This window comes from Peribacillus asahii (assembly GCF_003570725.1).
Taxonomy (GTDB): Bacteria; Bacillota; Bacilli; order Bacillales; family DSM-1321; genus Peribacillus; species Peribacillus asahii.
The window spans coordinates 217987-241537 of record NZ_QWVS01000002.1 but is presented as its reverse complement, the minus strand read 5'-3'; the positions used below and the strand labels follow the sequence as shown (position 1 = coordinate 241537).

25 protein-coding genes are annotated in these 23551 nt (G+C 38.1%); 24 read left to right on the top strand and 1 reads right to left on the bottom strand.

The window, feature by feature from the left end; genetic code table 11:
- The first annotated feature begins 15 nt into the window (after positions 1-15).
- The 10 genes from aroA (at position 16) to D1953_RS01260 (ending at position 9031) form a co-directional block, all read left to right on the top strand.
- Positions 16-1287, top strand: coding sequence for a 3-phosphoshikimate 1-carboxyvinyltransferase (gene aroA, locus D1953_RS01305; protein WP_425454241.1), 1272 nt, complete (start codon positions 16-18; stop codon positions 1285-1287).
- 625 nt (positions 1288-1912) lie between these two features.
- Positions 1913-3172, top strand: a complete 1260-nt coding sequence (locus D1953_RS01300) for a tetratricopeptide repeat protein (protein ID WP_119115339.1) — start codon at positions 1913-1915, stop codon at positions 3170-3172.
- Between the two features lie 56 nt (positions 3173-3228).
- Entirely contained in the window at positions 3229-3780 is a 552-nt protein-coding gene (locus tag D1953_RS01295) for a ReoY family proteolytic degradation factor (protein WP_119115626.1), read from the top strand.
- Positions 3781-3986: 206 nt separating this feature from the next.
- Positions 3987-4445 (top strand): YpiF family protein, encoded by a 459-nt coding sequence (locus D1953_RS01290; RefSeq protein WP_119115338.1) that lies wholly within the window; start codon positions 3987-3989, stop codon positions 4443-4445.
- Positions 4446-4605: 160 nt separating this feature from the next.
- Entirely contained in the window at positions 4606-5112 is a 507-nt protein-coding gene (locus D1953_RS01285; RefSeq protein WP_119115337.1) for a Rieske (2Fe-2S) protein, read from the top strand.
- Between the two features lie 3 nt (positions 5113-5115).
- Positions 5116-5790 (top strand): menaquinol-cytochrome c reductase cytochrome b subunit, encoded by a 675-nt coding sequence (qcrB, locus tag D1953_RS01280; RefSeq protein WP_119115336.1) that lies wholly within the window; start codon positions 5116-5118, stop codon positions 5788-5790.
- Between the two features lie 76 nt (positions 5791-5866).
- Positions 5867-6637 carry a menaquinol-cytochrome c reductase cytochrome b/c subunit gene (locus tag D1953_RS01275; protein ID WP_119115335.1) on the top strand — a complete coding sequence of 257 codons (771 nt, stop codon included), beginning with the start codon at positions 5867-5869 and terminating at the stop codon, positions 6635-6637.
- Between the two features lie 134 nt (positions 6638-6771).
- Positions 6772-7362 carry a lipoprotein heptaprenylglyceryl N-acetyltransferase LhaT gene (gene lhaT / locus D1953_RS01270; RefSeq protein WP_119115334.1) on the top strand — a complete coding sequence of 197 codons (591 nt, stop codon included), beginning with the start codon at positions 6772-6774 and terminating at the stop codon, positions 7360-7362.
- Positions 7363-7481: 119 nt separating this feature from the next.
- Positions 7482-8279 carry a sporulation protein YpjB gene (gene ypjB / locus D1953_RS01265; RefSeq protein WP_119115333.1) on the top strand — a complete coding sequence of 266 codons (798 nt, stop codon included), beginning with the start codon at positions 7482-7484 and terminating at the stop codon, positions 8277-8279.
- A gap of 77 nt (positions 8280-8356) precedes the next feature.
- Positions 8357-9031 (top strand): zinc metallopeptidase, encoded by a 675-nt coding sequence (locus D1953_RS01260; protein ID WP_119115332.1) that lies wholly within the window; start codon positions 8357-8359, stop codon positions 9029-9031.
- 162 nt (positions 9032-9193) lie between these two features.
- Here the strand turns inward: D1953_RS01260 and D1953_RS01255 are convergent, their stop codons facing one another.
- On the bottom strand, positions 9194-10066 hold the full coding sequence (locus D1953_RS01255) for a YitT family protein (RefSeq protein WP_119115331.1): 873 nt from the start codon (positions 10064-10066) through the stop codon (positions 9194-9196).
- Positions 10067-10288: 222 nt separating this feature from the next.
- Between D1953_RS01255 and D1953_RS01250 the strand changes: the two genes are divergently transcribed.
- The 14 genes from D1953_RS01250 to D1953_RS01185 all read left to right on the top strand — a co-directional run bounded on the left by D1953_RS01250 (position 10289) and on the right by D1953_RS01185 (position 23550).
- The gene (locus D1953_RS01250) at positions 10289-10621 is read left to right on the top strand and encodes a nucleotide pyrophosphohydrolase (protein ID WP_119115330.1); all 333 of its coding nucleotides are present in this window, start codon (positions 10289-10291) and stop codon (positions 10619-10621) included.
- 16 nt (positions 10622-10637) lie between these two features.
- The gene (gene dapB, locus D1953_RS01245; RefSeq protein WP_119115329.1) at positions 10638-11438 is read left to right on the top strand and encodes a 4-hydroxy-tetrahydrodipicolinate reductase; all 801 of its coding nucleotides are present in this window, start codon (positions 10638-10640) and stop codon (positions 11436-11438) included.
- 21 nt (positions 11439-11459) lie between these two features.
- Positions 11460-11858, top strand: a complete 399-nt coding sequence (locus D1953_RS01240; protein ID WP_119115328.1) for a methylglyoxal synthase — start codon at positions 11460-11462, stop codon at positions 11856-11858.
- Positions 11859-11868: 10 nt separating this feature from the next.
- On the top strand, positions 11869-12573 hold the full coding sequence (gene bshB1, locus D1953_RS01235) for a bacillithiol biosynthesis deacetylase BshB1 (RefSeq protein ID WP_119115625.1): 705 nt from the start codon (positions 11869-11871) through the stop codon (positions 12571-12573).
- Position 12574: 1 nt separating this feature from the next.
- Entirely contained in the window at positions 12575-13702 is a 1128-nt protein-coding gene (bshA, locus tag D1953_RS01230; RefSeq protein ID WP_119115327.1) for an N-acetyl-alpha-D-glucosaminyl L-malate synthase BshA, read from the top strand.
- 15 nt (positions 13703-13717) lie between these two features.
- Entirely contained in the window at positions 13718-14911 is a 1194-nt protein-coding gene (locus D1953_RS01225; protein ID WP_119115326.1) for a CCA tRNA nucleotidyltransferase, read from the top strand.
- Positions 14896-15873, top strand: a complete 978-nt coding sequence (locus D1953_RS01220) for a biotin--[acetyl-CoA-carboxylase] ligase (RefSeq protein WP_119115325.1) — start codon at positions 14896-14898, stop codon at positions 15871-15873. Before D1953_RS01225 ends, D1953_RS01220 begins: the two co-directional genes overlap by 16 nt.
- A gap of 416 nt (positions 15874-16289) precedes the next feature.
- Positions 16290-17126, top strand: a complete 837-nt coding sequence (panB, locus tag D1953_RS01215) for a 3-methyl-2-oxobutanoate hydroxymethyltransferase (protein WP_119115324.1) — start codon at positions 16290-16292, stop codon at positions 17124-17126.
- Positions 17123-17968: a pantoate--beta-alanine ligase gene (gene panC / locus D1953_RS01210; RefSeq protein ID WP_119115323.1), complete on the top strand. Its 846-nt coding sequence runs from the start codon at positions 17123-17125 to the stop codon at positions 17966-17968. The genes panB and panC overlap by 4 nt, the downstream gene beginning before the upstream one ends.
- A 26-nt stretch (positions 17969-17994) precedes the next feature.
- A complete protein-coding gene (gene panD, locus D1953_RS01205) occupies positions 17995-18378 on the top strand; it encodes an aspartate 1-decarboxylase (RefSeq protein ID WP_119115322.1) in 384 nt (127 codons plus the stop codon).
- Between the two features lie 168 nt (positions 18379-18546).
- Positions 18547-21330 carry an ATP-dependent DNA helicase DinG gene (gene dinG, locus D1953_RS01200; RefSeq protein WP_119115321.1) on the top strand — a complete coding sequence of 928 codons (2784 nt, stop codon included), beginning with the start codon at positions 18547-18549 and terminating at the stop codon, positions 21328-21330.
- A 353-nt stretch (positions 21331-21683) separates the two neighbouring features.
- The gene (locus D1953_RS01195; RefSeq protein ID WP_119115320.1) at positions 21684-21854 is read left to right on the top strand and encodes a YpmA family protein; all 171 of its coding nucleotides are present in this window, start codon (positions 21684-21686) and stop codon (positions 21852-21854) included.
- Positions 21855-21868: 14 nt separating this feature from the next.
- Positions 21869-22345, top strand: coding sequence for a cell wall elongation regulator TseB-like domain-containing protein (locus D1953_RS01190; RefSeq protein WP_119115319.1), 477 nt, complete (start codon positions 21869-21871; stop codon positions 22343-22345).
- A 20-nt stretch (positions 22346-22365) separates the two neighbouring features.
- Positions 22366-23550 (top strand): pyridoxal phosphate-dependent aminotransferase, encoded by a 1185-nt coding sequence (locus tag D1953_RS01185; RefSeq protein WP_119115318.1) that lies wholly within the window; start codon positions 22366-22368, stop codon positions 23548-23550.
- Position 23551 lies beyond the last annotated feature (1 nt).

Sequence of the window (23551 nt, the reverse complement as noted above, 5' to 3'; positions counted from 1 at the left end):
TGCGTGAATACAAAAATATTGCAAACAGACATACAATCATTACGTGGAGAAATTGCCGTTCCAGGTGACAAATCTGTCTCGCATCGTTCCATTATGTTTGGAGCCCTTGCTAATGGAGAAACAATTGTTACAAACTTTCTTCCTGGTGCAGACTGCTTAAGCACAATCGCCTGTTTTCAAAAGATGGGGATTACGATTGAACAGACGGGCAAGCAGGTTCGTGTGATTGGAAAAGGGTTTAAGGGATTAACGGAACCAAGTGAAGTTCTCGACGTTGGTAATTCTGGAACTACAATACGATTGATGATGGGGATTTTAGCTGGACAAAACTTCTCCGCTGCATTAGCAGGTGATCATTCAATTGCTAAGCGAACAATGAAGCGAGTTGTTGAACCGCTTCGAGAAATGGGCGCTGCTATTGATGGTAGAAATAATGGGGAATTCACTCCGCTTCACATTCGTGGAGGAAGTTTAAAACCAATTCGCTATAAGCTTCCAGTTGCTAGTGCTCAAGTTAAATCTGCTATTTTGTTAGCAGGCTTGCAGGCTGAAGGAGAAACGGTCGTTATTGAGCCGGAAGAAACGCGGGACCATACAGAGCGAATGATTCTTCAGTTTGGCGGACAAGTGATAAAAGAAGGTCAAGAGATTAAAGTGCAAGGCAATCAAGTGCTCACAGGTACTGAAATTTATGTGCCGGGAGATATTTCATCTGCTGCTTTCTTCATGGTCGCTGCCGCTATTACACCAAATAGTGAAGTAGTGTTGAAAAATGTTGGACTTAATCCAACACGAGTAGGAATTATTGAAGTTATGCAAAAGATGGGGGCGGATATTACGGTTGAAGAGCTTCCATCAAAAGGTGAACCAATCGGTACAATCACCGTTCGCAGTTCGAAGCTTAAAGGTACAACGGTAAGTGGGGAGTTAATTCCGCGTTTAATTGATGAAATTCCTATTATCGCTCTTTTAGCAACGCAAGCTGAAGGTACGACCGTTATACAAGATGCGGCTGAATTGAAAGTGAAAGAAACGAATCGTATTGACACGGTTGCTCATGAGCTATCGATATTAGGGGCGGATGTGAAACCGACGGATGATGGTTTAATTATTCAAGGCGGCACACCGCTTCACGGTGGAGAGGTAACGAGTCATGGTGACCATCGAATCGGCATGATGCTTGCTGTTGCTGGTTTAATTGCTAAAGGGAAAATTGAATTGCATGACCCTGCTGCAATTAATGTATCCTATCCAGAGTTTTTCGAGCATTTAGGACAGTTGATTTAAAGATGGTGTATGATTTGAGCCGCGTCCTTCATGTACGATAGCTGTAGATGCCCTTCCTTATTGATTTGCTGAAATCAATGAGGAGGGGTTTTTATGTCTCTGTTTCTATATACGATATAACAACAAGCACAAAAAGTATGTGCATTCAATCGAGAATAAGCTGAAAATATGGTTCAAATAGAAAAATGTAAAAAAATGTATCGGGTATTTCCGGGATTTTACATGATAGTGTAAGTGCATGTACTATATAGTGCAGCAATCTCAGTTAAAATAAGTCAAAATTCAACAAGGTTATATATAATAAGTGATAGAATCTTAATTTTTAACACCCACTGTAAAGGATATGTTTACGGTGGGTTTTCTTTATCTATCTGGGGAAATTGTAAAAAAATCACTTTTGATAGAAAAAGGAGAATGAGTATTAGGTGGAGAATGTTATTTTAATCCTTTTTTTAAGTAAGTGATGCTGAACAGCGTAGGAAAGTGCGGTTTCACACGAGATGATCTAAAGTAAAAAGTTGTGTGTACTTGTAATCCGATCAGCAGCCGAGAATGGAAATAAACGATATGTATGTGATAAACTAAGGACGGTTTGATTAATGAGCGATAAAGGAAGGAAATATGTATGAGTTCAGTAGATAAAGTGTTACAACTTTTAAAAAAAGGGGAATTAACGGAAGCAACTTCACATATAAATCGAATAACAACAATGGAATCAGCGGAGAATATATTATCATTAGCTGAAGAAATTTCTCAATTAGGGTTCTTGGATGAAGCGAAGAGATTGTATGAACATTTGCTTCAATTATATCCAGGAGAAGGAGAATTGCTTATTTCGATTGCTGAGATTTTAATTGACAGTGATCAAGAAGATGAGGCAATGCTAATGCTTGAACAAATAAGCCCCAATGATGAGATGTATCCAAGCGCTCTTCTTTTGGAAGCCGATTTGTATCAGTTGCAGGGAATGGATGAAGTAAGTGAAAGAAAGCTGCTTCAAGCGAAAGACTTATTGCCTAGTGAGAGTATTATTGATTTTGCCCTAGGAGAGTTATATTATCAGCAAGGAAGAAATCAAGAAGCCATTTCAGCATACATAAAGGTATTAGAACATGAAGAAGAAATTGGTGGAGTGAATTTAAATCAACGTCTTGCTGAGGCATTGAGTGGGGCAGGAAAGTTCGAAGAGGCACTTCCATACTTTGAGAAGGCACTCGAAAATCATTTAGAAATTAATACGTTATTTGAGTATGCACTGACTGCGTATCAAGCGGGAATGTATCAAACAGCCATCCAGAAATTTGTCGAATTGAAGGAGCTAGATCGTGAATATCACTCGATGTATTTATATTTAGCTCGTGCTTATGAGCATCTTGAAAATGTTGACGAAGCACTAAAGACAGTAAAAGAAGGAATTCGAGCAGACGAGTATAATAAAGAGTTGTATTTCTTTGGCGGCAAGCTTGCTTTGAAAAAAGGATTGGACGAAGAAGCGGAAGAATTCTTCAAAGAAGCGTTAGCGCTTGACCCGGGTTATTTAGAAGCGACTCTTACTTTATTAAAATTGTATATGCACCAAGAAAAGTATGAAGATGCACTTGAATGTGTGGAAGAAGTGCGGAAATACGGCGAAGATGACCCTCAATTTGATTGGATTGAAGCCGTCAGTTATCAAAAATTAGAACAATATGAAAAGGCATTAAATAGTTATCATAAAGCATATAATGCATTTAAGCACAATGAAGATTTCTTAGAGGATTATGGTTTCTTTTTAGTAGAAGAAGGAGACCGTACTACAGCCAGAGAAGTATTTACTATATTACTTCAAAGTAATCCTGCTAATGATGAATATGTACAGATCTTAGAGAGACTTCATGAGGACTAAGGAGAAAATACGAAGCCTAAATGAAAAAAATATCAAGACAGAGGAGGGAATTCATGATGGCTGCCCCTGTTTCTGTGAACGAGAAGAAGGACTTTATTCGCTGGTTTTTAAATCATTATCAATTGAAGCGTAGGGAATGTGTGTGGATTTTAAATTATTTGATGAGCCATGATCAATTGATGAAGAAAGTGCATTTTGTTGAAAGTGCTCAATACTGTCCGCGTGGATTGATTATGTCGACTCATTGTGTCGATGAAGTACCATTTAGATTTTATAAAGCTAATATTATGACTACAGATGCTGAAAAATCTTTTCATGATATTCGATTAAACCGTGATGAAGAAATTTTTATTCAACTTAATTTTAAGTCTGCCTACTCTTCTCATCAATATGCGGCAGTGTTAGAAGAAAATCCTTATATGCCTAAATCTAAAATTGCTAATGAAAAAGATCAACAGCTAGTTGAACAATTTTTAGAAAACAGTATTGTCTCTTTCCAAAGGGAGCGCCTCCTTAAAAAGATTGATGAAGCACTTGATCAGCATGATGAAGAAGCGTTTAAGAGTTTAACGAAAAAACTTCATTCTTTAAAAGTTGACTTAAAATGATAATGAACGCCTTTCCGTTTATCGGAAAGGTTTTTTTATTGTATCGTTTTATGTCAATAACATTGTGGAATATTATTGGGGTTTAATAATAAAAACTGGTTTTTTGTAAATAATAAGGATATTTATAGTAAAAATATTCCATTTAAACGAAAGGTGATATAATAAAAAGGAGTTGATTATACAAAAATTAGGAGTGTTGAATCGGTATGAAATGGAATACAACAGATGTCGAATTATATATAACAGCTAAAGAATATGTGGATACGGCGTTAGTGCCGCTTATTCCAATTTCCTTGGATGATCGAATGAAACAATTATCATCTATGAGCGAATTTCTATCCATTTTAAGTATGGAAATTGAAAAAAAATTTAAAGGTCGTATTTTATTAATTCCGACGTTTCATTATGTAATGGATGACGAAAAAAAAGTCGAAGGATTACAAATTTGGGAAAGAAAATTACAGCAAGCCGAATTTAACCACATTTTTTTCTTAACATCTGATATTAACTGGAAAAAGGAAGAGAGTTATCTGTCTAGTTCGCTCGTTTGGATTCCAGCTATTAACTTAGAATCCTTGCCAATGGAACAGGCTAGAGAGGTAATGAAACAACAAGTAGAACAAATTATTTCTTTATTTATGAATGAATGGAAAAAAAAGGATTAATAAGCGTTTTCTATGCTTTTTATAAAATATTTGGTATCTTTTGGAATTTCCAAATATTGACCTTGGTAAATTATTGATATATCATGGAATTGTCCTAGTTTTATAGTGTTACTATGAATGGGTCTATTTGACTCGATTTAGTAATAAGGGGGGAAAATGCATGAGCAAGCGTAATGTTTCGCGTCGTCAATTCCTTAATTACACACTAACTGGTGTAGGTGGTTTTATGGCAGCTGGTATGTTAATGCCAATGGTTCGATTTGCGGTTGATCCCGTTCTTGCGGGAGGCAGTGAATCAGACTTTGTTGCCACAAAACAAAAAATTAAAGATCTTAGTACCGAACCAACACGAGTGGACTTCAGTTTTACCCAAGTTGATGGCTGGTATGAATCAGAGGTAACAAACACAGCTTGGGTGTATAAAACCAAGGATGGCAAGATTGTAGCCTTATCGCCTATCTGTAAACATTTAGGATGTACAGTAGACTGGGGCGGTGACAAAGAACATCCAGAACAATTTTTCTGTCCTTGTCATTATGGGCGGTATACAAAAGACGGGATGAATGTGAAAGGCACACCACCGATTAGTCCACTTGATGTTTTTACAACAAAAGAGAAAGATGGAATTCTTTATTTAGGTCAACGAAAACCACATGGGGAGGCGTAAACATTGTTAACAAAAATTTATGATTGGGTTGACGAACGTTTAGATATTACGCCGCTATGGCGGGATATAGCTGACCATGAGGTTCCAGAGCATGTGAATCCTGCCCATCATTTTTCAGCGTTTGTTTATTGTTTTGGGGGATTGACATTTTTTATTACCGTTATTCAAATTCTTTCAGGTATGTTTTTAACTATGTACTATGTGCCTGACATTAAAAATGCATGGGAATCGGTTTATTATTTACAAAATGAAGTGGCTTTTGGACAAATTGTCCGTGGAATGCACCACTGGGGAGCGAGTTTAGTCATTGTTATGATGTTCCTACATACTCTTCGTGTGTTTTTCCAAGGAGCTTATAAAAAACCGCGTGAATTAAATTGGATAGTAGGCGTTTTAATCTTTTTCATTATGTTAGCTTTAGGTTTAACAGGTTATTTATTGCCATGGGATATGAAAGCATTATTTGCGACAAAAGTAACATTAACAATTGTAGATTCTGTGCCATTGATTGGCCCAGCTATGAAAACGTTAATAGCTGGAGATGCGACGATTGTTGGGGCACAAACATTAACTCGCTTCTTTGCCATTCATGTGTTCTTCTTACCGGCCGCTCTTTTTGCTTTACTAGCTGCCCACTTTTTGATGATTCGTAAACAAGGGATTTCTGGCCCACTGTAAAGTGTAAATGAAACCGTTTTAAAAGTCATATTAATCAGAATTATAAAAACCTTTTCATGAAGGAGGGGGATTATTTATGCACCGTGGGAAAGGGATGAAATTCGTTGGAGATTCTCGAATTCCTGCAACGGGTCGTAAACCGAATATTCCGAAAGACTATTCCGAATATCCAGGAAAAACAGAGGCATTTTGGCCAAATTTCCTTTTAAAAGAATGGATGGTAGGAGCGGTTTTTCTTGTCGGTTATTTATGTTTAACAGTCGCACATCCATCTCCGTTAGAGAGAATTGCGGACCCGACGGACACGGCATATATTCCATTACCTGACTGGTACTTTTTATTTCTTTATCAATTATTGAAATACACGTATGCGTCAGGCCCTTACAATATTATTGGAGCGCTTGTCATTCCTGGTTTAGCCTTCGGGGCGTTATTACTTGCACCATTTATCGATCGTGGTCCAGAGCGAAGACCAGCTAAACGTCCATTTGCGGTAGGGTTTATGCTACTGGCACTATCGGGAATTGTGTATTTAACTTGGCAGTCAGCGGCTCACCATGACTGGGAAGCGTCTAAAAAGCAAGGAGCTATTATAGAAGGAGCGGAGTTTGATAAAGAAAGTGAAGGATATCAATTACTTGATGCCAATGGCTGTATTAGCTGTCATGGAGCTGAATTAACGGGCGGGGCAGCTGCACCGAGTTTAGTAGATACTGGTTTAACCCCTGAAGAAATCGCAAATATTGCGGTTAAAGGTCGAGGTGGGATGCCAGCTGGAATGTTTAAAGGAAGCGATGAAGAATTAGAGAAATTAGCTGAGTTTGTTTCGAGTTTGACGGCAAAATAAGGTGGAAAAACTGATGACTTCTGTTATCAGTTTTTTATTTTGTATTGAAAAGAAGCAGGGAGAATGAAAAACTTGGATTTATAGGGGAAGAAAGGGTAAGATGAGAATATGAGACGTTGAAAGAGGGAACTTATATGAATTGGATGTATAGTATACTAGCTAGCAAGCAAACCCTTCTGCTGCTATTACTAGTTAATATTTTTGGAACAATCTATGGGTATATATGGTATGGAAGTCAATTAGAAGAAACTCCTGATATCTTTTTGGCCTTTGTACCAGACAGCCCAACAGCTAGTTTATTTTTTGTCTTTGTCTTGTTTGCTTTTGTACTTAAAACAAATTGGGGCCTTATGGAGGCTTTAGCGATTATAACATTGTTTAAGTATGGAATATGGGCTGTTGTGATGAATATATTAACGCTTATAACAACAGGATGGTTGCCGTGGGAAGGCTATATGTTAATTGCCTCTCATTTAGGGATGGCAGTTCAAGGTGTGTTATATGCTCCTTTTTATCGCATCAAGCTTTGGCATCTCATTGTCGCCGCTATTTGGACGATTCATAATGAGATGATTGATTATGTGTTTAAAATGATGCCGCGTTATGGGGATTTAATGCAGTATATGGATGCTATTGGCTATTTTACATTTTGGCTTAGTTTATTTTCTATTTTTGTTGGCTGGTATTTTGGCTATCGTAAAGATCGCTTGGCCCTTAGAATTTAGGATCTGTTAGATCCCAGCATAGGACGTCTGTATTTGTTATAGGTCTAATATAAAAATTTGGTCTACTCTTGTTTTTTTATTCATATCGTGTAGTAGAGATATGAGGAGGGACAAGGAGTATGCTTAAAAAAATCTTATTATGCATCATCGCATTATTAATTGTGATCCAACATCCTGCTTTTGGACAAACCTCTTCAAGTTTAGAGCAATTAGATGCTCTGTCTGATAAGGCGCTTGAAATGACAAAACTAAAGCGATATGAAGATTCAGAAGCCATGTTAACGCATTTTTCAGATGTATTTTTACAGTTAACAGCAGAAGAATCGATTTTTGATATGGATGAATTACGCATTATAACAGTGGCTCATAACGAGGCGTTAGGCGCGGTTCAGGACGAGGAGATTACTGATAGTGAGAAGGTTAACGCCGTAACTAAGTTTCGTTTAGTCATTGATGCTGTTAAATCGACTCACCAACCACTGTGGACGAACATGGAATCTTCGATGATGGATACATTTAGTCAAACAAAAGAAGCAGCTCTTCAACAAAATGCTGATAAGGTTGAAGAAGAACTGTCTACATTATTTGCTCAATACGATATGATTTATCCGAGCTTGAAGGTGGATCTATCATCGGAAACGATTGAGCAATTGGATACACGCATTCATTTTCTTAATCAAACGCGCACAGACTTGGTGACTGATCAACAGGCTCAGCGTGAATTAGACGCACTTCGCTATGATTTAGAATCAATTTTTGAAAATATGGAAGAGGATGAAGCAGATCCATCTCTGTGGTGGGTTATTATAACGACAGGAAGCATTATTATTAGTACACTTTCTTACGTTGGGTGGAAAAAATATGCTGCTGGTAAAAATGAAATTAAAACACGAAAGAAACAGGATGATGAATACTAGGTATATAGGAACACTATATTTGACATGAAATCCTTCGTTTCATACAATGAAAGTAACTACATTATGAGGAGGAAGCTATGTTTTTCGTTTATTTGGCGATTATTATTTTAATTCCAATTTATGCGCAAATGAAGGTTAAAAGTACGTATAAGAAATATTCACAAGTTGCCGCATCTTCCGGAATGACAGGGGCTGAAACAGCACGGGCAATTCTCGATCAAAACGGTCTTTATCATGTACGTGTAGAGGAAACACCAGGCGTGTTATCTGATCACTATGATCCACGTGATAAAACGGTTCGTTTGTCAACAGATAACTATCATGGACATTCTGTGGCTGGTGTGGCGGTTGCTGCTCATGAGGTTGGACATGCAATCCAAGATCAAGAAGGCTATGCATTTCTTCGTATTCGCCATGCATTAGTACCGGTTGCGAATTTCGGTTCAAATATATCATGGATTTTGATTTTAATTGGGGTGCTTGCAAGTATGTCAGGCTTGTTGCTTGCTGGTATTATCTTTATGGCAGCAGCTGTATTGTTTCAAATTGTGACGCTTCCAGTAGAATTTAACGCTTCTTCACGAGCAATGGATCAAGTCGTCGCTTTAGGAGTTATTCGCAATGATGAAGAGCGTGAAACGAAAAAAGTTTTAAATGCTGCCGCTATGACCTATGTAGCAGCTGCATTGGTAGCTGTACTAGAGTTAGTTCGCTTAATTTTAGTGTACACAGGTATGAGAGGCGAAGATTAATTAAAGAAGGGATTCCTAATTTGGAATCCTTTTTTTGTATGTACAAAAGCATTTCGTAAGTCTTAATGTCTAGTATAAGAGCCTAGCTTCTCTACGCTCGGCCTGTCTGAAAGGTGAAGTCAAAGAACGCCTCCACCTTCTAGCTTGCCGCTTTCGCGTTTTTTATGAGTGAAGCGGGTTTTTATTTTCATCTAATGTGAATCCTTCTCCTAGTACATCATGTACTTCACTAACAGAAACAAAGGCGTGTGGATCAATAGAAGTAATAACGTTTTTCAAGCGAAACAGCTCATTTTTGCTGACTACGCAATAGAGAACTTCTCGCTCTTGTTTTGTGAACGAACCATATCCGTTTAAGACGGTTACTCCTCGATCCATCTCTTTCATTATTTTTTTGGAAATTTCCGCGTTTTTTTCTGAGATAATGATGGCTCCACGTGCGGAGTAGGCTCCTTCTTGAATAAAATCAATGACGCGCGCCGCAATAAAAACGGCAACAAGTGTATACATCGCTTCTCGATAACTTAAATAAGTCAGAATGGATAACCCAATGACCATCGCATCAAATATAAACATAGCTCGTCCAATGCCAATCCCGAAATAGCGGTTTGCAAAACGGGCAATAGTATCCACTCCTCCTGTTGTTCCTCCGTAACGAAAAATAATGCCGAGTCCAACCCCGATAGATATCCCGGCAAATAGTGCGACAAGCATTAAATCATTTCCAAGAGCCATCGGAATTTGATAGCGCTCGAAAATCCACAACCAGAAAGATAAGCCCACCGTACCAAGAATGGTATAATAAAAAGAAGTTCTACCTAAATACTTCCACCCAATAATGAAAAGAGGAATATTTAAAAGCAAGTTTGAATAAGAAGGGTTGAATCCAGTTAATTGATATATAATCAGAGTGAGACCGGTGAATCCACCTTCCGCTAAATTATTTTGCATATTAAAGTGAACTAAGCCAAATGCAAAAATGGCGGCTCCTAACAGGATAAATACAATATTCTTGATTCGTAAGCTATGGTTCATATTAAGTACCTCCAACGCTTAATATACGTTCAATACAGTCATTTTAATCAAATGACTTGTTTTCTATGAAGTTTCTTGTGATGATACATGCTGAAAATGTTGTCATTAGCGTCAGTTTTAGCTAACATAATGAGAGTAGATTTTAAATTGCAGCTATTGTTAATTAACAAAGCGATTTAACATAGCTCATTGTACAAATTGTTGGCAGAATGGGTGACAAAGATGGACAAGCAAAAAACAATGCAAGAGATGCAAGCTGAAGTTGACCAATATATTAGTCAATTTAAGGAAGGATATTTTAGTCCGTTAGCGATGCTAGCTCGTTTATCGGAAGAACTTGGTGAATTAGCAAGAGAAGTTAATCATTATTATGGAGAAAAGCCAAAGAAAGCGACAGAAGAGGCTAATACGATTGATAATGAATTAGCGGACATGCTATTTGTGATAATTTGTTTTGCCAATTCACTAGGCATAGACTTACAAAAGTCACATGATCAAGTCATGCATAAATTTGCAACACGTGACAAAGACAGATGGACAAAATTAGAAGACTAGAAGGGGTAGAAACAACATGGCAAATATTAAAGTAATCGTAGCAGGTCCACGCGGGAGAATGGGCTTTGAAGCAGTGAAATTAGTACATAATACGGAACATTTTGATCTTGTGGCAGTTATTGACCGCAAACATGATGGGGGAAATCTTTCTGATGTAGAAGGCTTTCAAGGAATTGATGCGCCGATTTTTTCTGATATAAAAGAATGTTTTTCAAAAGTAGAAGCAGATGTACTAGTTGATTTAACAACACCAGAAGTAGGGATGTATCATACAGAAACAGCCTTGCAATATGGCATTCGTCCCGTCGTTGGAACGACTGGTTTTACAAAAGAGGATTTAGCTAAGCTGGATGCCTTAACGAAGGAAAAAGGGTTAGGCTGTATCATTGCTCCTAACTTTGCAATCGGTGCTATTCTTATGATGAAATTTTCACAAATGGCCGCTAAGTATTTTAAAGATGTAGAAATTATTGAAATGCATCATGATCAAAAATTGGATGCTCCATCAGGAACAGCAGCTAAAACAGCGGATTTAATCTCTTCTGTTCGTGAAGCAAAAGTTCAAGGACATCCAAGTGAAAAAGAAACGATTCCAGGAGCACGTGGTGCAGATGTGGAAGGGATGCGTATCCATAGCGTTCGCTTGCCTGGTCTTGTTGCACATCAACAGGTGTTGTTTGGAAGCGCTGGTGAATTATTAACGGTTCGCCATGATTCTTTTAACCGCGGTTCATTTATGTCAGGTGTAAAGCTTTCTGTTGAGACAATTATGAATCTGGATGTGCTTGTCTATGGTTTAGAAAATATTATCGAGTAATATACAGAGGAGCGGGAATTTATGAAAATCGCTTTAATTGCCCATGATAAGAAGAAAGAAGATATGATTGGATTCGTAACAGCCTATAAAGATATTTTTGCACAGCATGAGTTATTTGCAACAGGGACAACAGGAAAAAGAATTATTGAAGAAGTTTCACTACCTGTTCATCGCTTTCATTCGGGTCCCCTCGGTGGTGATCAGGAGATTGGTGCGATGATTGCAAAAGATGAAATGGATATGGTTTTATTTTTCCGCGATCCACTTACGCCACAGCCGCATGAACCAGATGTAACAGCTCTTATTCGCCTTGCGGATGTTTATCAAGTTCCGCTTGCGACGAATATGGGAACAGCAGAAGTGCTTGTAAGAGGCTTAAAAGGTGGCTTTATGGATTGGCGTAAACTAAGAGATAATTAAGGTGAACTATATGAATGAAACAATAGATATATTAGCTTTTGGCGCTCATGCTGATGATGTTGAAATCGGCATGGGTGGTACGCTTGCCAAATATGCACAAATGGGAAAGAAAATTATGATTTGTGATTTAACAAAAGCAGAAATGTCTTCTAATGGAACAGTAGAACGAAGAATCGAAGAGGCAAATCAGGCCGCTAAGATTTTAGGTGTTGAACGAATGTCACTGAATTTACCTGATCGTGGATTGTATATGAAAGAAGAATATATCCAAGAAATTATTACCGTGATTCGTACGTATAAGCCGACTCTCGTATTTGCGCCATATACAGTGGACCGACATCCTGATCATGGGAATGCAAGTCGTTTAGTAGAAGAAGCTGTCTTTTCTGCAGGTGTTCGTAAATATATGGAGAATGTCGGGTTGGGTGCGCACCGTGTACAAAATGTCTATTTTTATATGATTAATGGTTTTCATAAGCCGGATTTTGTTATGGATATTTCAGCATTTATGCAAACAAAAATAGATAGTCTTAAGGCATATGAAAGTCAATTTGTTAAAAGTGATGCAACGGTAGATACGCCGCTTGTAAATGGCTATATCGAAACAGTAGAAGCACGTGAGCGGATGTTTGGAAAAGAAGTGGGAGTAACATATGCAGAAGGCTTTATGTCGAAAAAGCCGTTGCTGATTAATGTCGATTTATTAGGAGAATAATATGAAGTTGAAAATTGGGATTACGTGTTACCCAACTGTAGGTGGGTCAGGGGTTATTGCTACTGAGCTTGGTAAACTGCTTGCTGAAAAAGGACATGAAATTCATTTTATCTCGACAAGTCTTCCATTTCGTCTAAATAAAATGTATCACAATGTATATTATCATCAGGTAGAAGTGAATTCTTACTCCGTGTTTCAGTATCCTCCTTATGATTTAGCGCTTGCTAGTAAAATGGCCGAAGTAATACAACGGGAGAATCTCGACATTCTACATGTGCATTATGCGATTCCACATGCGGTTTGTGCGATTTTAGCAAAACAGATGGTCAAAAATAATGTGAAGATTGTGACGACCCTTCATGGTACTGATATTACTGTCCTTGGAGAGGATCCTTCGCTTACCAACTTAATTAAATATGGCATCGAACAATCTGATGTCGTTACCGCTGTTTCTTCTTCTCTTGTTGAACAAACGAAGGAATTAATTGATCCTGATAAGGAAATTAGAACGGTTTATAACTTTATTGATGAGCGCGATTATCATAAGATGGATTCTAGTTATTTACGTACGGAATATGGGATTGAAGAGCATGAAAAAGTGATTATCCATGTTTCAAATTTTCGGACGGTGAAAAGGGTAACCGATGTAGTACGCACTTTTCAATTAACTGCTGAGCAAGTACCTGCTAAGCTTTTACTCGTTGGGGATGGACCAGAAGTGACCGTCGTTTTAAAGCTCGTTCGAGACCTTGGGATAGAGGAGCGAGTGTTATTTCTAGGAAAACAGGATAATTTAGCTGAACTTTATTCGATAAGTGATTTAATTCTTCTATTATCAGAAAAAGAAAGCTTTGGTCTAGTATTATTGGAAGCAATGGCTTGCGGTGTTCCTGGCATTGGTACAAATATTGGTGGAATTCCGGAAGTTATTGTTGATGGTGAAACGGGTTTTTTATGTGAAGTAGGAGATGTAGAAACGGCCGCAGCTCATGCGGTTAAACTACTGCGTGATGATCATCTTCATCAACACTTCTCGAATGCGTCTTTTAGACGAGTTCATGAAACATTCGGGTCAGCTTTCATTACCGCTCAATATGAAGCAATTTATCGACAACTTCTCGTTCGATAAGGGGGGCTCACATTGATGGATTCATTATTTATACAGGCTGTGCCGATTATTGAAAGAATCGAACAAGCAGGATATGAGGCCTATTTCGTTGGCGGTTCAGTTCGTGATCATATTATTGGCCGGGCGATTCATGATGTCGATATTGCTACATCAGCAACGCCAGGAGAGATTAAAGCAATCTTTCCACGCACTGTAGATGTCGGTATTGAACATGGAACAGTTCTTGTTATCGAAAAACACGGTTCATATGAAATTACTACTTTTCGAACAGAAAGTGGCTATAGTGATTTTCGAAGACCAGATGAAGTGAAATTTGTCCGATCATTAACGAAAGATTTAATGCGTCGTGATTTTACAATGAATAGCATGGCTATGGATAAAAAGGGTAATATTATCGATCCATTTGGCGGTCAAAAAGCAATTATGGATAAACGAATTGTCACCGTTGGCGATTCCTATGAACGGTTTTATGAAGATGCTTTACGGATGATGCGAGCCATTCGATTTGTAAGTCAACTTGGCTTTACATTGGATTTAGAAACATTGCGTTCCCTTCAAGAAAATGGGGCACTGCTAAAGCATATTGCTATCGAGCGTATCCACGCTGAATTTGAAAAGCTTTTGGCTGGACCGTATCGTGTTCAAGGCTTACAACTCTTCGTACAAAGTGAGTTATATAAATATATACCACGTTTACATAATCAAAAAGCCACACTTAAACAACTGACAGCACTGCCAATTGATACACTTAGTGTTAGTGAAATTTGGGCGCTGTTACTGATTCAAGGCCATGTAGAAGACGTTTCGTCATTTCTACGTGATTGGAGACTGCCAGTAAAGCAAATTAAAGCCATTCAAAGAGTCGTTTTCTTTGCGAATAAACCTTCATCCTTTGTAGAACATGTATATGATTTATTTGAAATAGGATTAAGTGAAGGAGTTCAGGCGGCTAAAGTTAGAGCGGTCGTTCATGGAGACAGCGTGTCTGATGCAGAGGCTTTGGTACGGAAAAAATACGCTGATTTAGTTATTAAAGACATGTCGGAGCTTGCGGTTGGCGGTACTGATTTATTAGCTTGGCGTAACGTGAACCCTGGTCCATGGGTAAAAGAATATTTACAAATGATTGTAACAGCGGTATTAAAAAGAGAAGTAGAAAACGATAAACAGAAAATAAAGGAGTGGCTAGTACAGTGCAATCTGATGTAAGAACGAAGCTGATAGAAGCCTTTTCAACTGCCAATGGAACATTTATTTCAGGTCAACAGATTGCAGACTATATCGGATGTTCAAGAACCGCTGTTTGGAAGCATATTGAAGATTTGCGAACAGAAGGCTATGTTGTCGAAGCGGTCCGAAATAAAGGCTACCGAATCATTACAACACCTGAAAAAGTGACAGCCAATGAGATTCAACTGGGGCTACAAACGAAAATACTTGGGAAAAAAGTTCATTATGAGGAAAGCGTAGAGACAACACAAAAAATTGCTCATAAGCTTTCAAATGAGGGGGCCCCTGAAGGAACGCTTGTCGTAGCTGAAGAGCAAAAAGGTGGAAAAGGGAGACTGATGCGTCCTTGGTATTCACCGAAATATACGGGAGTATGGATGAGCTTAATTTTACGGCCATCGATACCTTTTCATCAAGCTCCTCAGCTAACATTGCTTGCCGCTGTTGCTGTTGTTCAAGCGATTGAAAATATAACAGAGTTGAAGCCGCAAATTAAATGGCCGAATGATATTTTAATTAATCGTAAAAAAGTAACAGGTATTTTAACCGAATTACAAGCAGAGTCTGATCGGATTCATTCTGTTATTATTGGAATCGGGATGAATATTAACCAAAAACAAACGGATTTCCCTGAGGAACTGCAAGATATTGCTACGTCTCTTGCGATAGCGGGCGGACAAAATATTTCACGCGCAAAAGTCATTCAAGAAGTGCTTATGCGTTTAGAAGCGTTGTATGAGCTTTATCTAGCAGAAGGGTTCTTACCAATTAAAGGTTTATGGGAAAGCTATGCTGTTAGCCTTGGTCAAGAAATTAAAGCAACAACTGTGAATGAGACGATTGTTGGGAAGGCATTGGGGATCACCGATGCTGGTGTATTACTTCTAGAAGATCAAAATGGCAAGGTTCATTCTATTTATTCCGCAGATATTCATATTTAACGAAGGAACTGTCGTATATAATGTTGCTATTTGGGGCTTCTTGTCGAAAGGAGCCCCTGATTGTTTCATTCACTAGATTATCCATTGAGAGTGAACGATTTTTGACGAAATGTGAAAAATTATAATAGAAATTTTTGACGGAGCTTGTTATAATGCAGGTGGGCAGTATCGAGAGAGCTGCACCTTTATTTGCCCAAAAAAATTTGAAAATCTGCCTTGATCCAGTTGGACAGGGACGGAGGGATGAAACTTCTGATGTTAACAAAGAGATTAGCTAATGATTAATAAACTGTTATCGACGTAATATCGGTCCGTACAGTTTTTTATTTAGTTAATCTCTTTTTGCATAACGAACCTAGACACCAGCGCAGTCAACTGATGTTTTCATCTCCTCTATGTAAATAAGGGGGAACGTTATGAAGTTATCTGGAGATTTTTTGAAAATGAAGCAAAATAAAGAAAAGATTGTGATGCTGACAGCTTATGATTATCCATCAGCAAAGCAGGCGGAGCAAGCGGGAGTCGATATGATTCTCGTTGGAGATTCGTTAGGAATGGTTGTGTTAGGATATGAATCGACAATTCCTGTTACGGTCAATGATATGATTCATCATACAAAAGCGGTGAAACGTGGAGCTCCTCATACATTTGTTGTAACGGATATGCCGTTTATGAGCTATCATCTTTCTCTTGATGAAACGTTAAAAAATGCTGCACGAATTATGCAAGAAGGCGGAGCTGATGCGGTTAAAGTAGAAGGAGCAGGTGAGGTCGTAGAAAAGATTGCTGCTATGACAAACGCTGGTATTCCTGTTGTAGCGCATCTTGGTCTAACGCCGCAATCTGTAGGAGTTCTTGGCGGTTATAAAGTACAAGGAAAGAGTCTGGAAGCAGCTCAGCAGCTATTGGAAGATGCGAAGAAATGTGAAGAGGCTGGAGCGTTAGCCATTGTGTTTGAGTGTGTTCCTCATCAAGTAGGTACACTTGTGACGGAAGCACTTTCTATACCAACAATTGGGATTGGTGCTGGAGTAGATACCGATGGACAAGTTCTTGTGTACCATGACATTCTTTCATACGGGGTTGATCGTGTTGCGAAATTTGTAAAAGTATACGGAAATGCCAATGAATTAATGAACCAAGCCATTTCACAGTATGTAAGCGAAGTGAAAACGGGGGAATTTCCAACACAACATCATAGTTTTACGATGAAAGAAGAGGAACTGATGGCTTTATACGGAGGAGTCAAATGAAGATTATCACTACTATAGCAGAATTAAAGCAAGCTTTACAGGCTGAGAAACGAAATGAAAAAAGCATCGGATATGTTCCAACGATGGGGTTTTTACACGAAGGTCATGTGAGCCTGATGGAGCGTGCACGTAAGGAAAATGATATTGTTGTATTAAGTATTTTTGTAAATCCATTACAGTTTGGACCTAATGAAGATTTTGAGACATACCCACGTGATATTGAACGAGATGAGAATATTGCTAGAAATGCAGGCGTGGATTATATCTTCTACCCTCAAGTAGAAGAAATGTACGGATCAAAGCCATCTGTTACTGTAAGAGTAGAAAGTCGTACAGATTGCTTATGCGGGACAAAACGTCCGGGACACTTTGATGGTGTTGCGACGGTTTTGACGAAATTTTTTAATATCATTGGACCAGATAAAGCGTATTTTGGGCTGAAAGATGCTCAGCAGGTGGCAGTCGTGAGCGGGCTGATTGAGGACTTTAATTTTCCAGTAGAACTTGTACCGGTTGATATTGTTCGAGAGGAAGATGGTTTAGCTAAAAGTTCACGCAATGTTTTTTTAAATGAAACAGAGCGCCAAGAGGCGAAAGAGCTGTATCAAGGTTTATTGCAAGCGAAAAAAGCAATTGAAGCCGGAGAGAGAGACCCAAATCAAGTTGCGCAGATTGTAGAGAATCATATTAACATGTATACGAGCGGTACTATTGACTATGTTGAAGTATACCGATATCCAGAATTGCAACCAATGGAAACACTTTCGGGGCATATCATTATTGCACTGGCTGTGAAGTTTGCAAATGTTAGACTTATTGATAATCTTACACTAACAATATAAAGGCTTAGCAAATAGGGGGAGTTTTCATGTTTCGTACAATGATGAATGCCAAAATCCATCGTGCTCGTGTAACAGAGGCTAATTTAAATTATGTAGGCAGCATTACAATTGATGAGGATATTCTTGATGCGGTTGGTATTTTAGCTAACGAAAAAGTAGCGATCGTCAACAATAATAATGGAGCACGTTTAGAAACGTATGTGATTGCCGGAGAAAGAGGAAGCGGTGTTATTTGTTTAAATGGTGCAGCAGCAAGACTTGTGCAGCCAGATGATGTTGTCATTATTATTTCCTATGTTATGGTAGCGGAAGAGAACCTTCCTAATCATAAACCAAAAGTAGCGATTATGAATGAACATAATGAAATTGTTGAACTAATTTCCCATGAACCAGCAGCAACAATTATGTAAGAAACGAACCGACTGAAAGCGATGAAACGCTTTCAGTCGGTTTTTCTTATTATTAAGATTGAAAGAGTTATGAAGTTTCTAGTATTATATAGAAGTTTCACTTTAGTTCTTCTTTATGGTATAAAAAAGTGAGGGAAACAAGGAAAGTAAGTTTGAGGTGTACAAAACATGACACAACGATATGTAGTGGTCGATTTAGAAACAACAGGGAATTCTTCGAAAAAGGGAGATCGAATTATCCAGTTTGCGGCAGTAGTGATCGAAGAGGATCAAATTGTTGAGGAATTTTCGACCTATATTCATCCAGAACAAGAGATTTCTTTGTTTATTGAAGAGTTAACCGGAATTAGCAATGAGACAGTAAAGGATGCTCCTATTTTTGAAGAAGTGGCAGAACACATTGTGAGCTTATTGGAAGGCGCTTGTTTTGTTGCTCATAATGTCCTGTTTGACTTATCGTTTTTACAAGAAGAGTTGACTCGATGCGGGTATGAGCCATTTTACGGGTCTACATTAGATACAGTTGAGTTAGCAAAAATATTAAAACCGACTTCGGATGGTTACAAACTTCACCAGTTAGCAAAGGAAGATCATATTGAGCATTTACGGCCTCATCAAGCTGATAGTGATGCGTATGCAACGGCTTTATTGCTGTTATCATTTAAAGAAAAGCTGCTAAGTTTGCCTTTGATGACGTTAAAGCAGCTTTATCGATTGTCTTTTTCATTACAAAGTGAAGTGTCGGAGCTCATTAATGATTGCATGGCTGTCAAGCTATCTAAGGCTGAAGTGCATGAGCCAAATCTTGTTACCTATCGAGGACTTGCTTTTAAAAAGGGCAAGCAAGGATTAGAAGATAACTATCAAGAAAATGAGTATCCAACCGATCGACAGATGAAAATAAAGATGTTAAAAGCAGCATTTCCTGAGTTTGAGAGTCGATTCGGGCAGTTGCAAATGATGGATGTCATTTATGGTTCTTTTGAAAGCGAGCAGGATGCTATTATTGAAGCTGGTACAGGAATTGGAAAATCGTTAGGATACTTACTGCCGGCGGTTTATTTTGCGAAAAAAAAGCAACAGCCTGTTGTTATTTCTACTTATACATTACAGCTTCAGGATCAACTATTACAAAAGGAAATACCAAAGTTAAAGGAAATTCTTCCTTTTGACTTTCAAGCTGTTCTTCTGAAAGGACGAAGCAATTATTTAAGTTTAGCAAAGTTTGAGCGAGCTCTTCGGGAAAAAGATGATCATTATGAAAGTGCGTTAACCAAGATGCAGATTATCGTTTGGCTAACAGAAACTGAGACAGGTGATCGGGATGAATTAAACTTATCGAGCGGCGGACAGCTCGTATGGAATCGACTGCAAAGTGATCATTTCGTCTATCCTGGGTTAAAAAAACCATGGATCGAGATGGATTTTTTTGAGAAAGCAAAACGGACGGCGGCAAGAGCAGATTTGATTATTACGAATCATGCTTTTTTAATGACGGATTTAATGACAGACGATGCTATTTTACCAAAACAAGGCTATATCATCTTAGATGAAGCTCATCATTTAGAACAAGCAGCTTCTAAACAATTTGGACGTCGCCTTGATTATATATTTGTCAAAACGTTTTTGAACCGTCTTGGCACGTCTGAGCAAAAACAGCTTTTGTATCGTTTGGAACGAATCATTGCTAATCATGGGTTAGAAATAGAAAGAGCTAAAGAAAATTTAGATGGAAAACTGACTGATTTTGCCTATGAGTTCGAGCAATTATTTGTTATCATTGCGAACCAGACTAATAAGTTAGTAAAAGGAATCGTTCCTAAGCGGCTTGCTTTCAAAATAGAAGAACGCATTCATTGGCAGCGAGCAACATTGTTAGCGGAACGATTATATGATTTGCTTCAGTCCATTGTACGTCTGTTAGGAGAAAAATTGGATGTTTTAAAACAGCATGAAGTATCTTTAGGAAAAAATGCGCTATTTTATGTAAATGATTGTGAAGTGATTCTTGGGCATTTTATTGAAACGAAAGACATTCTTTTTGAATTTTTTATTCAGCCTAGAGAGGATTATATTTACTGGCTGGATTGTATAAATACATCTATGCCAAATGGAGTTGTTTTATCTGCTCAGCCTGTACTAGGAAGTGAAGAATTGTGGAATGCATATTTTGGTCAACAAAAAAGTGTGATTATGACATCGGCGACCCTTTCTGTTAAGCAATCGTTTCAGTTTTTTAAAACACAGTTAGGTATCGAGAGAAAAGACATCTATACCGCAAGCTTTCCTTCGCCGTTTCATTATAAAGAACAAGTAAAAGTACTTGTTCCGCGTGATATACCTGATATTCAAACATTGTCGATTGAAGAATTTGCGGAAGCATCAGCAAATTACATTATTGCTGGTGTTCAAGCAGCACAAGGTCGAACGATGGTGCTGTTTACGTCGCATGAAATGTTACGCGCTGCTTATTATACGATTAAAGAATGTGGTTTATTGGATGATTATACGTTATTTGCTCAAGGGATTTCAGGTGGAAGTAAGATGAGGCTGCTTAGAAACTTTCAAACGTTTGATAAAGCCGTTTTATTTGGGACGACAAGCTTATGGGAAGGAGTCGATATTCCAGGTGAAGACTTATCTTGCTTAATGATTGTTCGCTTGCCGTTTTCGCCGCCGGATGAACCTATAACGGAAGCGAGATGTCAGTTGTTAGCTAAAAAAGGGAAGAACGCTTTTTCTAGCTATTCTTTACCTGAAGCGTTGCTTAGGTTTCGACAAGGATTTGGTCGACTCATTCGTACGTCCAGCGATCGTGGTGTATTGGTCGTGCTTGATAGACGTGTTCTGACGGCAAAGTATGGAGTGGAATTTCAACGTGCACTTCCCCCTGTGGAGTGGCAGGAAGTATCGATCAATGAAATGGCGACAGTGATTGAGGAATGGGTATAAGACAATTGTTTCATGTTCTTGAAAAGTATGCGTTCTATAATAGGTCGATTAACGTTTTTTGAGTAGAGTCTTCAACAAAGACACATATGGATATTCAGTGTTTGTGAAGGCTCTATTATATGACATTGTTGATTTTTGACCATGGTCTCACAGGCTTTTTAGCTGAGCTGAAAGATGCGTTATCCACAATATTATGTAAAAAAATCTTTGTGAAAATAGTTAAAATTTTTATAAAATAATAAAGAAAATGAACGATGAAACTGATATAATGTGAAATGAAGTGATTTGATGTCAAACCCCTTAATCTGACAGTAATTATTGACAATTTTCAGGTGATTGGAGAATGGACTTTCATGGAGGGCAAAATTGAAGTGATTTCAACGGTCAAGGTGCAAACTTCACCTGATTTATATAAAATTGTCGATGCATTGAATCGGAATTTGAAAAAACAAGATTTAATGTTTAGGTTGGCATTGGATTCAGAAGATCAAAAACAGGCTATCTTTACCATTTATCGTACATAGAAAGAGGGAAGAGATTGAAAAAGTGGTTAATCATTTCTTCTGTTCTTGTTGTTTGTTTTCTCGTCTTCGTGGCGGGTGCTTATATTAGAGCATTACAACCGAAAAATGAGGCGGCAGACATTGCGTTTGCAACAGCAGAAGAAAAAGCGGGAATAAAAAAGATGGATGAATTTTACCTGTATAATGGACACGAGTCTTATTCAGTAGTCGTCGGTACAACAAGCGGTGGAGATAAGCAAATCGTGTGGATTCCCGAAAACGATAAACAAAAAGTTGTCGTTGAACATGCTCGCAATGGTAAGTCTAAAGAAGACATACTTTCAAAGGTTAAGAAAAACCGTAATCCTGCTGAGATTGTATCTGTTAAGCTTGGAATGGAAAAAAATGTGCCACTTTGGGAAGTGACGTATTTAGACGAATCCAATAGCTATAACTACGATTATTACGATTTTAAAACAGGTGAATGGCTTAAATATTATCGCAGTATATAGAATGGAGGATTTTTTTTATTATGAAATTAGCAAAACGAGTTCAAGCATTAACACCATCTACTACATTGGCTATTACAGCAAAAGCAAAAGAACTAAAAGCTCAAGGACTAGATATTATTGGACTAGGAGCAGGGGAACCAGATTATAATACACCAGCTCATATTATTGAAGCAGCGGTTCAATCAATGAATGAGGGACAAACAAAGTATACGCCATCTGCTGGTTTACCAAAGTTAAAAGAAGCAATTATTGCTAAATTAAAGAAAGATCAAGGCTTAGACTATACACCATCTGAAATAATCGTTGGTACTGGTGCGAAGCATGCTTTATATACATTATTCCAAGCGATTCTGGATGAAGGCGATGAAGTGATTGTTCCGACTCCATATTGGGTAAGCTATCCTGAACAAATTAAATTAGCAGAAGGAACACCTGTATATGTAGAAGGAAAAGAGGAAAATCAATACAAAATTACAAAAGAGCAGTTAGAAGCAGCTATCACAGACCGTACAAAAGCAATTATCATTAATTCACCAAGTAACCCAACTGGTATGCTTTATACGAAAGAAGAGTTACAAGCTCTAGGAGAAGTATGTTTAGCACACGATATTCTAATCGTATCTGATGAAATTTATGAGAAATTGGTTTACGGTGGTGCACAACATGTATCAATTGCACAGCTTTCACCACAATTAAAAGAACAAACAATCATCATTAATGGGGTATCTAAATCTCATTCAATGACGGGCTGGAGAATTGGATACGCTGTAGGAAATGAAGCAATCATTAAAGCGATGACAAATTTAGCGAGCCATAGCACATCTAATCCTACAACAACAGCTCAATACGGAGCAATTGCTGCTTATGAAGGCACACAAGCACCAGTTGAAGAAATGCGTCAAGCATTTGAAAGTCGTCTAAATACAATTCATGCTAAATTAGTAGAAATTCCAGGCGTAACATGTATTAAGCCTCAAGGTGCGTTCTACTTATTCCCGAATGTAAAAGAAGCAGCTAAATTAACTGGATATAGCAATGTTGATGATTTCGTAAAAGCGTTATTAGAAGAAGCGCTTGTTGCTGTTATTCCTGGCTCTGGTTTCGGTGCGCCTGATAACATTCGTTTATCTTATGCAACATCTCTTGAGCAGTTGGAAAAAGCCGTTGAAAGAATTCATACATTTGTTACAAATAAATTAGCATAAT